General features: G+C 68.2%; 11 protein-coding genes. 4 read left to right on the forward strand and 7 right to left on the reverse strand.

Features of this window, described 5'->3' with window-relative positions; all coding sequences use genetic code 11:
- Genes N5K27_RS09955 through N5K27_RS09980 form a run of 6 tightly spaced genes read right to left on the reverse strand, consistent with a single transcriptional unit; the run spans position 1 to position 5,720 of the window.
- Positions 1-1,200, reverse strand: a complete 1,200-nt coding sequence (locus tag N5K27_RS09955; protein ID WP_087839939.1) for a cytochrome P450 — start codon at positions 1,198-1,200, stop codon at positions 1-3.
- Positions 1,201-1,233: 33 nt separating this feature from the next.
- Positions 1,234-1,953: an ABC transporter ATP-binding protein gene (locus N5K27_RS09960; RefSeq protein WP_279816110.1), complete on the reverse strand. Its 720-nt coding sequence runs from the start codon at positions 1,951-1,953 to the stop codon at positions 1,234-1,236.
- Positions 1,950-2,690 carry an ABC transporter ATP-binding protein gene (locus tag N5K27_RS09965; RefSeq protein ID WP_279816112.1) on the reverse strand — a complete coding sequence of 247 codons (741 nt, stop codon included), beginning with the start codon at positions 2,688-2,690 and terminating at the stop codon, positions 1,950-1,952. The genes N5K27_RS09960 and N5K27_RS09965 overlap by 4 nt, the downstream gene beginning before the upstream one ends.
- Positions 2,687-3,685 carry a branched-chain amino acid ABC transporter permease gene (locus N5K27_RS09970; protein ID WP_087839942.1) on the reverse strand — a complete coding sequence of 333 codons (999 nt, stop codon included), beginning with the start codon at positions 3,683-3,685 and terminating at the stop codon, positions 2,687-2,689. Before N5K27_RS09970 ends, N5K27_RS09965 begins: the two co-directional genes overlap by 4 nt.
- Entirely contained in the window at positions 3,682-4,545 is an 864-nt protein-coding gene (locus N5K27_RS09975) for a branched-chain amino acid ABC transporter permease (RefSeq protein WP_279816115.1), read from the reverse strand. Before N5K27_RS09975 ends, N5K27_RS09970 begins: the two co-directional genes overlap by 4 nt.
- 11 nt (positions 4,546-4,556) lie before the next feature.
- Positions 4,557-5,720, reverse strand: a complete 1,164-nt coding sequence (locus N5K27_RS09980) for an ABC transporter substrate-binding protein (protein ID WP_279816117.1) — start codon at positions 5,718-5,720, stop codon at positions 4,557-4,559.
- Positions 5,721-6,016: 296 nt separating this feature from the next.
- Here N5K27_RS09980 and N5K27_RS09985 point away from each other — a divergent pair, with 296 nt between their 5' ends.
- Genes N5K27_RS09985 through N5K27_RS10000 form a run of 4 tightly spaced genes read left to right on the forward strand, consistent with a single transcriptional unit; the run spans position 6,017 to position 11,779 of the window.
- Positions 6,017-9,148 carry a response regulator gene (locus N5K27_RS09985; protein WP_087839945.1) on the forward strand — a complete coding sequence of 1,044 codons (3,132 nt, stop codon included), beginning with the start codon at positions 6,017-6,019 and terminating at the stop codon, positions 9,146-9,148.
- A 20-nt stretch (positions 9,149-9,168) separates the two neighbouring features.
- A complete protein-coding gene (locus tag N5K27_RS09990; RefSeq protein WP_087839946.1) occupies positions 9,169-9,990 on the forward strand; it encodes a CheR family methyltransferase in 822 nt (273 codons plus the stop codon).
- Position 9,991: 1 nt separating this feature from the next.
- Complete coding sequence (locus N5K27_RS09995) at positions 9,992-10,606, forward strand: chemotaxis protein CheB (RefSeq protein ID WP_087839947.1); 615 nt, start codon at positions 9,992-9,994, stop codon at positions 10,604-10,606.
- A 12-nt stretch (positions 10,607-10,618) separates the two neighbouring features.
- Entirely contained in the window at positions 10,619-11,779 is a 1,161-nt protein-coding gene (locus N5K27_RS10000; protein WP_132979218.1) for a hybrid sensor histidine kinase/response regulator, read from the forward strand.
- Here the strand turns inward: N5K27_RS10000 and N5K27_RS10005 are convergent.
- On the reverse strand, positions 11,767-14,103 hold the full coding sequence (locus N5K27_RS10005; RefSeq protein ID WP_279816124.1) for an ATP-dependent DNA helicase: 2,337 nt from the start codon (positions 14,101-14,103) through the stop codon (positions 11,767-11,769). The genes N5K27_RS10000 and N5K27_RS10005 overlap by 13 nt on opposite strands.
- Positions 14,104-14,123: the final 20 nt, after the last annotated feature.

A 14,123-nucleotide genomic window follows, 5' to 3' on the forward strand; every position in this document is an offset into this window, starting at 1 on the left:
TCATGCTGCGTGGAGTTTCAGGGGCAGGCTCGCCAGCGCCCTGAGCGTGTTGTTCAGGCGCCGCGTGGGCGGCCCCAGCGGCTCGATGCGGCGCACGCGGCGGGCCAGCGTCGAGAGGATCAGTTCGCCTTCCAGCCGCGCCACGGCCTGCCCCACGCAGCCGTGCAGGCCCGAACCGAAGGTCATGTGGCCGGTGGCACGGCGCTCGATGTCGAACACGTCGGGGTCCTGCCACTGGCGCGGATCGCGGTTGGCCGAGGCCAGGAAGGTCAGCACCTTGGTATCCGAGCGGATGGGCACGCCGGCCAGTTCGCAATCGCGGCTGGCGGTGCGGAAGAAAGTCTGCACCGCCGCCTCGAAGCGCAGCGACTCCTCGAAGGCCTGGCGGGCCAGCGCAGGATTGGCGTGCAGCTTGTCCCATTGGTCCGGATGGTTCGCCAGGCACCACAGTGCATTGCCGATGCCGTTCACCGTGGTGTCCACGCCCGCCGACAGGAAGGAGCGCACCAGCATCGGCGCCTCGGTCTCGGTCAGCTCGCCGGTCTCGACCGCCTGGTAGATCTGGTCGCCGAATCCGCCCGGGCGCAGGTTCCGGCGCTGGCAGTTGGTCATGATCCAGTCCGTCAGCGGCTCGACCCGCTTGGCGGCATTGACCAGCAGCTGGTTGCGAGGGCCGAAGGCATTGAACACCATGTCGCCATAGGCCAGCAGGTTCTCGCGCCCGTCTTCCGTCAGGCCGACCGCGTCGGGAAACACTTTCAGGGGATAGGCCTCTCCCAGTTCCTTGACACCGTCTATCGTGCCCTTCTCCACCAACCGGTCGATCAGCGCCTCGGCCACCGCCTGGAATTGCGGACGGATCTGCTGCACGGTCCTGGGCGACAGGATGCGGCCCAGCACCGTGCGCGAGCGCGTATGCTGCGGCGGATCGGCCTCGAGGATCAGGCTGGGCGGCCGGAACGGCTTTTCCGTGCGGAAATTGGCGAGTCCGACGCCCGCCGACGAGATGAAGGTCTGCCAATCGTTCAGCACGCCATGGACCTCGGCATGCCGGGCAACGGCCAGGATGCCGTACTTCGGAATGTGTACCACCGGGCCGGCATCCCGCATCCGGCGGTGGTAGTCGTAGGGGTCGGTCAGGAATTCGTCGCTGAACGGGTCGAAATCGACCACGGGAATGTCGGCGGCTATATCGGTCATGTTCGCCTCACGGGTAGGTTCGGGGCATGGCCGTCACGCGACGGCCATGCCCAGGTAACGATCGAGAATGTCGTCGCGGGTACGCAGTTGCGCGCAGTCTCCCTGGTGGACCACGCTCCCGCGCTCCAGGATGACGCCCTGGCGGGCGAAGGCCAGGACCTCCTGCACCTGCTGCTCGACGATCAGCATGGTGGGCCCGCCCTGGGCCGCCAGCCGGCGGAAGGCTGCCAGCAGTTCCTGGCAGATCACGGGCGCCAGCCCCTCCAGCGGTTCGTCCAGCAGGAGCAAGCGCGGACGGCCAAGCAGCGCGCGGGCCACGGACAGCATCTGCTGTTCGCCGCCCGACAACTGGTTGCCCCGGTTGCGCCGCCGCTCGCGCAGTCGCGGGAATAGCGCGTAGGCCTGGTCGAGATCGCCGGCGGGAAAGCGCTTCAGGCCCGCCACCAGGTTTTCCTCCACCGACAGGGAAGGAAAGATGTCGCGGGTCTGCGGCACGTAGCCCAATCCCAGGCCGGCGCGTTCGTCCGGCCGGCAGCGCGTGATGTCGCGCCCCTCGAACAGGATGCGTCCCGCCTTGACCTGGGCCAGGCCCATGATGGCCTTCAGCGTGGTGGACTTGCCCACGCCGTTGCGGCCCAGCAGCGCGGTCAGGCTGCCCGCCTCCACGGCCATGCCCAGGCCGTTCAGCACCGTGACCGGGCCGTAGCCGGCCACCACGCCCTGCAGTTCCAGCAAGGGAGCGCCGGGGTTCATGCCTTCGCTCCCAGGTAGGCCGCCCGCACCTGGGGGTGGCGGCGGATCTCGTCCGGCGTGCCCTCGGCCATGATGCGTCCCTCGGCCAGCACGATGATGCGCTGCGCGAAACTGAAGACCAGGTCCATGTCGTGTTCGATCATCAGGATGGAAAGACTGCCGGGCAGCTCCTCCAGCGCCCGCAGCACGGTGCGCCCTTCCCCGCGCGGCACGCCGGCCATGGGTTCGTCCAGCATCAGCACCGAGGGCCGCAGCGCCAGGGCCAGCGCGATCTCCACCAGGCGCTGCTCGCCGTAGGCCAGGTCGCCGGGCGTCCGGCCCGCCGCCGGCTCCAGCGACAGGCGCTCCAGGATGGCCCAGGCCTCGTCGCGCACCTCGCGGTAGACGCTGGCAGGGCGCCACCACCGATGCGCCATGCCCTGCCGCGCATGGATGGCCATCTCGACCTGGTCCAGCACCGGCATGCGCGCGGGCAGCGTGGTGATCTGGAAAGTGCGGGCCAGACCGCAGCCCACTCGCCGGGCCTGCGGCAGGTGCGTCAGCCGCCGGCCCTCCAGCAGGACCTCGCCGCCGCTGGGCTTGAGCGCGCCCGAAATCAGGTTGACCAGCGTGGTCTTGCCCGCGCCGTTGGGGCCGATCAGGGCCACGCGTTCGCCGCGCGCCAGGTCAAAGGACACCGCGCGCGTCACGTGCAGGCCGCCGAAGGACTTGTCGAGCTTGCGTACGCTGAGCGTCATGCGGCCTCCTGCTTGCCGGCCCGCGCGCCATGGGCCCATGGCCGCGGCATCGCCCGGAACCAGGCCGCGAGGGATGCGCGCGGCACCAGCACGATCGCCATCAGCAGGCCGCCGATGACGAACAGCCAGTGGTAGGGATTGATCGACGACGCCGTGTGATGCAGGACCATGAAGATCGCTGCGCCGACGAGCGCGCCGTACAAGCGTCCGGCCCCGCCCAGTATCAGCATGACGAGCGCCTCGGCCGACAGCGAGAAGCCGAAGCTGTCCAGCCCCACGATGCCGCTGATCTGCGCCGATACCGCGCCCGCCATGCCCGCGAACAGGCCGGCGACCACGTAGATCTTCCACAACTGAAGCCCGACCTGCGTGCCCAGCGCGGGCATGCGCGGGCGGCATTGGTGGATACCGCGCACCGACAGGCCGAAGGGGGAATCGACGATGCGCTTGACGAGGTAATAGCTGCCGACAAGCACCGCCAGCGCGTACAGATAGGCAACCTTGCCTTCCAGGTCGAACGGCGCGATACCCAGGACGGGATCGATGACGAAGCCCGAGAGCCCGTCGTCGCCGCCGGTCCATCCGCGCAGCTTGTTGGCCAGGCTGTGCAGGATCTGCGCGACGGCCACCGTCAGCATCAGGAAGGTGAACCCCTGGTAGCGCAGCACCAGGAGGCCCGAGACGGCAGCGGTCGCCGCGCCCGCCGCCGCGCCCGCCGCCAGCCCCAGCAACGGGTCGGCGCTCCAGCGCAGCGCGACGATGCCGGCCGCGTAGGCGCCCATGCCAAAGAAGGCTACGTGGCCCAGCGTGGCCAGCCCCGCGATACCCACCACCAGATCCAGCGACAGGACGAACAACGCCATCACGGCGATGCGCGCCAGCAGCGGCCACTGGTCGGGCAACAGCAGGCCGCACAGGCCGACGCCGGCGATGATGGCGCAATGCCGCAGCGGCGACGACGGCGCCAGCGCGCGCTCGATATCCGCACGGCTCATGCGGCCCTCCTGAGCAGCCCCTGGGGCCGCGCCGACAGCACGAGGATCATGGCGACGAAAAAGAACAGGCTGCCGTATTCCGAGGCCAGGTACTTGCTGGCCGTCTCGATCACGCCCAGCAGCAGCGCCGCGGCCAGCGTGCCGGCAATGCTGCCCATGCCGCCCACGGCCACGACCACCAGCACCAGGACCAGGTACTTGAGGGCATAGTAGGGTTCGAGCGGCATCAGTTCGGCGCCCAGCACGCCGCCCAGCGCCGCCAGCCCGCAGCCGGCGGCGAAGGTCAGTCCGCCGACCAGGCGTATGTTGATGCCCAGCGCGGCGGCCGCATCCTTGTTGTCGACCGCAGCCCGCAGCCAGACGCCGAAGCGCGAGCGCGAGACCACCAGGCCGCACAGCAGCGCCACCGCGGCTCCCATGGCGATGACCAACATGCGCTGCATGGGCAGCGTGCGCATGCCCAGGTCGACCGAGCCGGCCAGCCAGGGCGGCAGCGGAATCAGTTGTACCTGCGGCCCGAAGACGAGATTGGTGGCGGCCACGAACACGAAGGCCAGGCCGATGGTGAACAGGACCTGGTCGAGCTCCGACCGGCGATACAGGCGCCGCAGGACGACGGCTTCCAGCACCGCCCCCAGCGCCGCCGTCAGCGCGACCGCGGCGGCGACGCCCGCAGCGTAGCCCCAGGACTGGGTGCGCACCAGCCAGGCGGCCAGGTAGCCGCCGGTCATGGCGAAGGCGCCATGGGCGAGATTGATGAAGCGCATCAGCCCCAGGGTGATGGAAAGCCCCACAGAGATGATGAACAGCACCATGCCGTAGGAAATTCCGTCGATCAGGATGTTGGCGAGAATGTGCATGGAGGCTGCGCCTACTTCCTGAGCCCGAAGTCCGGCTGCGGTCCGAAGTTCTCGATTTCGCGGTTGACCAGTTGGCCGCCGCTGCGCTCGACCTTGCGCAGATAGACGTTCTGGGTCACGTGGCGCGTGGCCGGATCGATGGACACGGGTCCGCGCGGGCTTTCCCAGGACAGCTTGCGGGCCGCCTCGATCGCCGCCGCGCCGTCGCGCTTGCCGCCGGTGGCCTCGATCATCCTGTGGATGACGGCCATGCCGTCCCAGGCGCCCACCGACGCGTAGTTCGCGATCGCATCCTTGCTCTGCCCGCGCAGCGCCTCGATGAATTTACGGTTGGCGTCGGAGTCGTGCGCGGCCGAGTAATGGAATGCGGTGGTCAGGCCCAGGGCGGCGTCGCCGAACTTCTGCAGGTCGAATTCATCGGTCTCCGCCGATCCCAGGAAGTCGATGCCGGCCGCGCGCAGCCCGTTCTCGTTGTAGGCCTTCACGAACCCCAGGTTGGGAGGCCCGCCGGGCAGGAAGACATAGACGCCCTGCGCGCCGCTGGCCTTGATCCGCTGCACGAAAGGAGCGAAGTCGGTGGTGCTGATGGGCATGCGGATGGACTCGACCACGGTGCCCCCGAGCCTGGCGAACTCGGTCTTGAAGGCCGTCTCGGCATCGACGCCGGGAGCGTAGTCAGTGACCGCGGTGACCATCTTGCGCTTGCCCTGCTTGTAGGCCCAGCGCGCGGCGGGAACGGTTACCTGCCAGAGGGTGTATGACGTACGGATGAAATAGGGCGACTTCTCGGTGATGTCGGAGGTCGCGGCGTTGAAGATGACCGTGGGCGTCTTCGACTGCGTGATGAGCGGCGCGACCGCCATCGCATTGGGCGTGAAGACGAAGCCCCCGAGGTAGTCCACCTTGTCCTTGACGACCAGTTCCTGCGCCAGCGCCTTCGTGCCGCTGGGATTGGGACCGCCGTTGTCACGGTAGAGCACCTGCACCTCGTGCCCGGCAAGCTTGCCTGCGTGGCTGGCCAGATAGGCCTCCACGCTGTCCTTGTAGAGCTTGCCGTAGTGGGCGAACGGGCCCGAGAACGGACCGATGACCCCCACCTTGATCGTCGCCGCCTGCGCCTGGGCGGCACAGGCCACCGCCGCGGCCGCGATGGCCCCGCCTATCAGCTTCCTCATGTCTCCTGCTCCTCGTCTCGTGGCGAATCTTTTGTGCAGTGAGGGCGATTCTGTGGCAAGAAAGTTGGTTAATCAACTAGTTGATTACCCTAACTTTCAGCTCGACCGTACGGGGCAGGTCCGCCGACGCGGAGGATCGCTCCGGGCGGCGCCGGTTTTGCACCTCGATTGATACCGATATATGCTTTTGCGCTTGCCGGCCGAGCCGCCCGCGAGCCACTCCCTCGGCCCCTTCCCTTTCGATGCCGGGCATGCGCCTATGCAGGCCTGCCCGACTCCCGCGCACGAAGACGCCCATGGCCCTGCCCCGCAACTTGTCGTCCTTCCATGTCTACCTGTTGACCGGCGCGATGGCCGCCCTGGTCTTCATCACGGACATCTTCACTCCCATCGGCTTCGTGGAGTGGATCCTCTATATCGCGCCGGTGACCGGCTGCCTGTTGTCCCGCGATCGCATGGCCCCCTACTTCGTGGCCATCGCCTGCACCATCCTGCTTGCCATCGGCTACGTCTGGTCGCCGACCAACGCCGAGCTGACGGCGATGGCGGCCATCAACCGGGTGATCGGGGCCATCACCCTGTTCGCGCTGGCGACGGTCGCCTCGCTGTACATCGACTCCGGCGCCAGGCTCCGGCGCATCGCCTGGATACAGGAAGGCAGGGTCAGGATGGCCACCGCGGTGCAGGGCGAGAACAGCGAAGCGGATTTCTCCACCGGCGTGCTGCGCGCGCTGGCGGACTATCTGGACGCGAAGGTGGGCGTGCTCTATTCCCTGGATGCCGGCAGGCTGCGCCGGGTCGCAGCCTGGGCGCTGCCCGAGGGCGAACGGGCGCCGGCCGAGATACCCATCGGCGACGGCGCCATCGGCCAGGCCGTGCTCGAGCGGCGGCCACTGGTCCTGCAGGGCCTTGCGTCCAGCCACCTGAAGATCGGCTCGGCGCTCGGCTCCACGGAACCGGCCGGCATCGTGGCGGCACCGCTGCTCGCGGACGGCGCCGTCGTCGGCGCCATCGAGCTCGGTTTCCTGGGAACGGATGGCGCCACGGCGGACGTCATCGACATGGTGCAGGCTGCCACGGAAGGCATAGGCGCCGGCCTCAGGGCGGCGCAGTACCGCACCCGCCTGGAGGCCCTGCTGGCCGAGACCAAGCGCCAGAGCGAAGAGCTGCAGGTCCAGCAGGAGGAACTCCGCGTTTCCAACGAGGAGCTGGAAGAACGGAGCCGGGCGCTCATGGATTCCCAGTCCAGGCTGGAGACCCAGCAGGCCGAGCTCGAGCAGACCAACCGCCAGCTGGAGGAATACACCGACAGCCTCGAGCGGCAGAAGAACAATCTCATCGCCGCGCAACGCGCCCTGGCCGAGAACACCCGCGCGCTGGAACGGGCCAACCAATACAAGTCCGAATTCCTGGCGAATATGTCCCACGAGTTGCGCACGCCGCTCAACAGTTCGCTGATCCTTGCCAAGCTGCTGGCCGAGAACCGGCACGGCAACCTGACCGACGAGCAAATCCGCTACGCGCAGACCATCCACTCGTCCAACACCGACCTGTTGCTGCTGATCAACGACATCCTGGACCTGTCCAGGATAGAAGCGGGCCATATCGACATCCAGGCCGAGCCCGTCACCGTCGACAGCATTCTGGATGCGATGCGGCGGTCTTTCGAACCTGTCGCCGGCCAGAAGCAACTGCAATTCCGCGTCGAACGCGGCCAGCATGCCCCCGAAGTCCTCGTGACGGACAACCAGAGGCTGCAGCAGATCCTCAAGAATCTCCTGTCGAACGCCTTCAAGTTCACCGAGACGGGCAGCGTGACCCTGCGCGTGGCGCCGGCCGGCGAGGAGCAGGTGCGCTTCGACGTGGTGGATACCGGCATCGGCATCGCGCCGTCGCAGCAAGGCGTGATCTTCGAGGCGTTCCGCCAGGCGGACGGCACCACCAGCAGGAAATACGGCGGAAGCGGCCTGGGGCTGTCCATCTCGAAGGAGTTCGCGCAATTGCTGGGAGGCGACATCACCGTTTCCAGCGAGGTCGGCGCGGGCAGCACCTTCTCGCTCACGGTGGCGATCCATGCGCCGCAGGAAGCCGCCTCCCCGGCCGGGCCTCCTGCGCGGAACGCCGCGCCTGTCCAGCCGACGCCGCCCGCAGTACCCGACGTGCCCGCGCAGCGCGCCTCGCCCGCCGCCCCGGAAGCGCCCGCGACACCGCGCCAGGACGCCATGCCTGACGATCGCCACCAGCTCACGCGGACAGGCAGGCTGATCCTGGCCATCGAGGATGATCTCGCCTTTGCCCGGATACTGTACGACCTGGCCCACGAGCTGGATTTCGATTGCGTGCTGGCCATGACCGCGGTCGAAGGCATGGAACTGGCCCGCAAGCTCCAGCCCTGCGGCATCCTGCTGGACATGGGCCTGCCCGACGATTCCGGCCTGAGCGTCCTGGAACGCCTGAAGCGCGATCCGGCCACGCGGCACGTGCCGGTCCACGTGGTCTCCGTTTCCGACTACACCGAGACAGCCCTGCAACTGGGCGCCATCGGCTACACCCTCAAGCCGTCGGCGCGCGAACAGCTGGCCGGCGCGATCCAATCGCTGGAAGCCCGGCTCAGGCAGCGCTTGCGCCGTATCCTCGTGATCGAGGACGACGCGGCGCTGCGCGGCAACATACAGCTGCTGCTGCAATCCCCCGGACTCGAACAGACGGGCGTCGGCACCATGGCCGACGCGCTGGAGCAATTGCGCACCAGGAGCTTCGATTGCGTCATCATGGACCTCGCGCTGCCCGACGGCTCGGGGTACGACCTGCTCGAGAAAATGGCCGGCGACGGTCCCTACGCCTTCCCGCCCGTCATCGTCTACACCGGACGCTCGCTGACCACCGACGAAGAGCAGCGGCTGCGCCGCTACTCGAAGTCCATCATCATCAAGGGCGCCCGGTCGCCGGAGCGCCTGCTGGACGAAGTCACGCTGTTCCTGCACAGCGTCGAGTCGGACCTGCCGCCGGAGCAGCAGCGCATGCTGAAGGAAGCACGCAGCCGCGACTCCGCGTTCGAGGGGCGGCGCATCCTCCTGGCCGAGGACGACATCCGCAACATCTTCGCGCTGTCGCAGGTCATCGAACCGCTCGGCGCCCAGATGGAAATCGCCCGCAATGGCCGGGAAGCGCTGGAAGCCCTGGCCCGCTCGAGCGACATCGACCTCGTGCTGATGGACATCATGATGCCCGAGATGGACGGATTGACCGCCATCCGCGAAATCCGCGGCCGCCCGCAGTTCGCCAAGCTGCCCATCATCGCGCTCACGGCCAAGGCCATGCCCGCCGACCGCCAGCGCTGCCTTGACGCGGGCGCGAGCGACTACATCTCGAAGCCGCTGGACGTCGACAAACTGCTCTCGCTATGCCGGGTATGGCTGCCTCAATAGGAAAGGACCAGGGAGCCCTCATGCCCACGGACAAGGATTTCGACCTGGAACTCGGCCTGCTGCTGGAAGCCATCTATCTCAAGTACCAGTACGACTTCCGCGACTACTCGCCCACTTCGCTGCGCCGGCGCATCGCGCAGGCGCTCCCTGCGTTCGACTGCAGGACGCTGTCCCAGTTGCAGGACCGCATCCTGCACGAACCCGAGGCGTTCCCCAGGCTGATGCAGTACCTGACCATCCAGGTCAGCGAGATGTTCAGGGATCCCGGCTATTTCAGGGCGCTGCGCGAGCACGTCGTGCCGGTGCTGAGAACCTACCCATCCATCAAGATCTGGGTGGCCGGCTGCAGCACCGGGGAGGAACTGTGGTCGCTGGCCATCCTGATGGAGGAGGAAGGACTGGGCGACCGCACGCTGTTCTATGCGACGGACATCCACCAGCAAGCCCTGCGCGCCGCGGAGGCCGCGATCTACCCCACCGAACGTATCGGCGAGTTCAGCCGCAACTACCTGGCCTCCGGGGGCAAGCGCTCCCTGTCGGACTACTACCATGCCGCGTACGGAGCGGCGTCGTTCGCCCGCTCGCTCAAGCCGCAGGTGGTCTTCGCCAACCACAGCCTCGCGACGGACAGCGTGTTTTCCGAGGTGCACCTGGTGTCCTGCCGCAACGTGCTCATCTATTTCAACCGCACTCTGCAGGACCGGGCCCTGGGCCTGTTCCGCGACGCGCTCGTGCGGCGGGGATTCCTGGGACTGGGCAGCAAGGAGAACATCCGGTTCACCGCCGCCAGCGAGGCATTCGAAGACTTCGTCCCGGCCGAGAAGATCTATCGGAAACAATGACATGGACACGGCGCCCTTCCCGTCGCACCTGGAGGCCATAGCCATCGGCGCTTCCACCGGCGGCATCGAGGCATTGAGCGAACTGCTTCCGGCGCTGCGCGACGGCCTGCCGGCCACGGTTGCCGTGGTCCTGCACATCGCCCCCGCCCAGCGCAGCATGCTGGCCGCCCTGTTCGCCGGCCGCTGCGCGCTGCCCGTGGTGGAGGCCGACGACAAACAGCCCGCCGAGGCGGGACATGTCTATTTCGCGCCGCCCGACTATCATCTGCAGGCCGAAGGCGACCGGACGTGGTCGCTCACGCAGGACGAACCGGTCAATCATTCCCGGCCGTCGATCGACGTGCTGTTCGAGACCGCTGCCGACGTCTACGGCCGCGGCCTGCTCGGCATCGTCCTGAGCGGCAACAGCAGCGACGGCACGGCCGGCTTGCTCGCCATCCGCCGCGCGGGCGGCATCACCTGGGCGCAGGACCCGGATACGGCGCCCGCTCCCATCATGCCACGCAGCGCCATCGAGGCCGGCGCGGCCGACGCCGTATTGCCACTGGCGGCCATGGCGGCCGCCCTGCGCAAGCTCGGCACGGCCCGGGGCGGCGCGCCGGCGGACCAGATCTAGAAGGAAAAACGCATGCCACGCTCAGTGAAGATTCTCGTGGTGGACGACATCGAGGAAAACATCGTCGCGCTGGAGGCGCTCGTGCAGCGTCCCGACGTGGAGCTGCTGCGGGCCAATTCGGGGCCGGAGGCGCTGGAGCTGCTGCTCGGACACGACGTCGCCCTGGCACTGCTCGACGTGCACATGCCGGGCATGGACGGCTTCGAACTCGCGGAGCTGATGCGCGGCAGTCCCCGTACCCGCCACGTCCCCATCATTTTCCTGACCGCCGCCGACCGCAGCACCCATCGGACGTTCCGAGGCTACGAAGCCGGCGCGGTGGATTTCCTCTACAAACCCCTCGACCCCCACATACTCCGCAGCAAGATCGACGTCTTCATACAGTTGCAACACCAGCGCCTGCAACTGGCCGAACAGCTCGACACACTGACGCAGTTGCTGCGCACCAACGAAATGTTCGTCGCCGTATTGGGCCACGACCTGCGCAACCCGCTGTCGGCCATCGTCAACATCTCGGAAGTCCTGGTCCAGACCGCCACGGACGACCGGACGCGGGACTGGGCGGGCCGCATCCGGAACAGCGGGACCCGGATGTCGCGCATGGTGGACCAGATGCTGGACCTCGCGCACATGCGCACGGGAACGCTCACCCTGGCCATCGGACACGAGCCGGTCGATCTCGCCGGTCTGTGCCGTGGCATCGTGCAGGAACTGGACCCGCTGGACGACCGGCGCGCGATCCGGCTGGAGTGCTCCGGCGACACGCACGGGCATTGGGACCAGGACCGCCTGCAACAGGTTTTTTCCAACCTGCTCGGCAACGCGCTGCAGCACGGCATACCGGGAGAGCCGGTGTCCATCAGCATAGACGGAACGAATGACGGCTCCGTCACGGTCAAGGTGGCCAATTCTGGCTCGCTCGACCCCGACGTCCGCACCCGGCTGTTCCAACCCTTCGCCACCACGGCGGGCCGGTCGCGGCCCTCCGGCGGGCTCGGGCTGGGCCTCTACATCGTCAAGGAACTGGTAGCCATCCACCAGGGCCGGTTGACGGTGAATTGCGACACCGAGGGGCTGACGGTCTTCGAAGTCGTCCTGCCGCGCCGATCCGGAACCGCCGGCGAAAACAAGGTCCCGGCCTCGCTGGCCGCGCCCTTGGCTCACCGCCGCTGAAGGGGCTCGTCCGCCCCGGGCCCCACCCGCCACCAGGCGGGAAAGAGCTGCCGCACCTCGGGCCGCCCGTACCGATCATCGATCAGCACCAGCACGCCTTCGTCGTGCTCGGTCCGTATCACCCGTCCGGCGGCCTGCACCACCTTGCGCAGGCCCGGATACAGGTAGGTGTAGTCATATCCCCGGCCGAAGCGGGCTTGCATGACGTCCCGCATGCGTTCGTTGACGGGATTGACCTGCGGCATCCCCAGGGTGGCGATGAACACGCCGATCAGCCGCGAACCCGGCAGGTCCACGCCTTCGGCGAAGGCGCCTCCCAGCACGGCAAAGCCCAGCCCCTGTCCGCCTTCGACGAAACGGGCCAGAAAGCCGGCGCGGCCGGCCTCGTCCATGTCCGGCGTCTGCACCCAGATGGGCCACTGCCCGCCATGCTCGCGTACGCCCTCGGCCAGGCGCCGCACGTAGTCGAAGCTGCTGGCGAACACCAGGTAGTTGCCGGGCCTGGCCGCGTATTGGCGCACGATCAGGCCGGCGATGGCCGGCACCGAGCGCTCGCGATCGCGGAAACGCGTGGAGATGTGTCCGGCGATCCGCACCGACAACTGCGTGGGCCTGAACGGCGCCCGCACCTCCATCCAGCCCGTGGACGCCGGCAGGCCCAGCGTATCGCGATAGAAGCCGGATGGCGCCAGCGTGCCCGAGAACAGCAAGGTGGCGTGCGCCGCCGCATGGCGGGGCGCGAGAAAGGACGCCGGCACCACGTTGCGCAGGCATAGCGTGGAAACCGGGCGGCGCCCGGGTGCAAGCGTCACGTCGAACAGGGAATGGGAGCCGAACTGCTCCGCCAGGCGGATGAAGTGCAGCGCATCGAAGTAGAAGCGCTGCAACGCCGGCGCCATTCCCACGGGCGTCTCGGCCAGGCGGTCGGTAATCGATGCCGTCGCTTGCTGCAACGAGGCCAGCCACGCGGCCGGCACGGCCGGATGGCATTGATAGGGAGCCGTCTGCAGGCGGTTCCATGCGCTCCACTGCCGGCGCACGGCATTCAGCGGGCGGCGCAGCGCGGGAGGCGCGGCGGCGAGCGCGGCCTGGAACGCGGACTGGTCGACGCACGCGCTGTACATGCCGCGCGCCCGCTCCACCAGGTTGTGGGCTTCGTCCACCAGTACGGCCACCCGCCAGCCCTGGGTAACCGTCAGCGCGTACAACAGTCCGTTGCCATCGTAGTAGTAGTTGTAGTCGCCCACCACGACGTCGCTCCAGCGCGCGAGTTCCTGTGCCAGGAAGTAGGGACATAGACCATGGGACAGCGCGATCTCCCGCACGCGCGGCCGATCCCAGCGGCCTGCGGCCGCGACCGCGTCGGCGCGCGCCGCGGCCAGGCGATCATAGAAGCCGCGGGCCAATGGGCAATCGTCGGGATGGCACGCGCGGCCTGGATGCTCGCAAGCCTTGTCGCGCGCCACCAGCTCCAGCGTGCGCAGCGGAAGCCTGCCTGCGGCGCCCGCGGCCAGCCGGTCGATCGCGTCGAGGGCCAGCGCGCGGCCGGAGCTCTTGGCGGCCAGGAAGAAGATCTTGTCCAGGCGTTGCGCCGCGCAGGCTTTCAGCGTGGGAAAAAGCGTGCCCAGCGTCTTGCCTATGCCGGTGGGCGCCTGCGCCATGAGGCACAGGCCGTCGCGTGCCGTCCGGAAGGCGGCCACCGCCAGTTCGCGCTGGCCGGTGCGCAAGCTGGCGTACGGGAACGCCAGCGACGCCAGGGCGCTGTCACGGTCCTGGCGATGCGACCGTTCGGCCAGCGCCCATGCCAGGAAACGTTCGCATTGTTCGTTGAAGAAGGCCTTGAGCTCGGCGGCGGAAAGCCGTTCCGTCAACACCGTCTCGCGCCGGCTGGCGACGTCGAGGTAGACCAGGGCCAGTTCCAGTTCCGTCAATCCCCGCTCGCGGCACAGCAAGTGCCCATACATCCGGACTTGTGCCCAATGCAGGGCGCGGCGGTGTCCGGGCAGCGCATCGAGCCGGCCACGGTGCGTCTTGATTTCCTCGAGCCGGTTCGCCGCGCGATCATAGCCGTCCGCGCGGCCCCGGACGCGCAGCACGCCGTAGTCCCCCGACAGCGCGATCTCGGCTTCGTAGCCGTCTCCACGCCGTCCCGCGACCAGGACGTGTCCCGCCTGGCCCTCCTGGGCGGTCGGCGCGGGCGTGTAGCGCAGGTCGAGATCCCCCTGGCGCGCGGTGAACTCGCACAGGGTGCGCACGGCCACGACGTACGCGGGCGACGGGAGCTCGTCCCGCACCGGGGCGGTCCCGAACGACTGTATATCCATACAGTAATCATAGCAGCCCG

It is taken from the genome of Pigmentiphaga sp. GD03639 (genome assembly GCF_029845405.1).
Taxonomy (GTDB): domain Bacteria; phylum Pseudomonadota; class Gammaproteobacteria; order Burkholderiales; family Burkholderiaceae_B; genus Pigmentiphaga; species Pigmentiphaga daeguensis.

Coding starts and splice junctions, on each gene's coding strand:
- N5K27_RS09955 (WP_087839939.1), bottom strand. CDS start 1,200: ATGACCGATATAGCCGCCGACATTCCCGTGGTCGATTTCGACCCGTTC.
- N5K27_RS09960 (WP_279816110.1), bottom strand. CDS start 1,953: ATGAACCCCGGCGCTCCCTTGCTGGAACTGCAGGGCGTGGTGGCCGGC.
- N5K27_RS09965 (WP_279816112.1), bottom strand. CDS start 2,690: ATGACGCTCAGCGTACGCAAGCTCGACAAGTCCTTCGGCGGCCTGCAC.
- N5K27_RS09970 (WP_087839942.1), bottom strand. CDS start 3,685: ATGAGCCGTGCGGATATCGAGCGCGCGCTGGCGCCGTCGTCGCCGCTG.
- N5K27_RS09975 (WP_279816115.1), bottom strand. CDS start 4,545: ATGCACATTCTCGCCAACATCCTGATCGACGGAATTTCCTACGGCATG.
- N5K27_RS09980 (WP_279816117.1), bottom strand. CDS start 5,720: ATGAGGAAGCTGATAGGCGGGGCCATCGCGGCCGCGGCGGTGGCCTGT.
- N5K27_RS09985 (WP_087839945.1), top strand. CDS start 6,017: ATGGCCCTGCCCCGCAACTTGTCGTCCTTCCATGTCTACCTGTTGACC.
- N5K27_RS09990 (WP_087839946.1), top strand. CDS start 9,169: ATGCCCACGGACAAGGATTTCGACCTGGAACTCGGCCTGCTGCTGGAA.
- N5K27_RS09995 (WP_087839947.1), top strand. CDS start 9,992: ATGGACACGGCGCCCTTCCCGTCGCACCTGGAGGCCATAGCCATCGGC.
- N5K27_RS10000 (WP_132979218.1), top strand. CDS start 10,619: ATGCCACGCTCAGTGAAGATTCTCGTGGTGGACGACATCGAGGAAAAC.
- N5K27_RS10005 (WP_279816124.1), bottom strand. CDS start 14,103: ATGGATATACAGTCGTTCGGGACCGCCCCGGTGCGGGACGAGCTCCCG.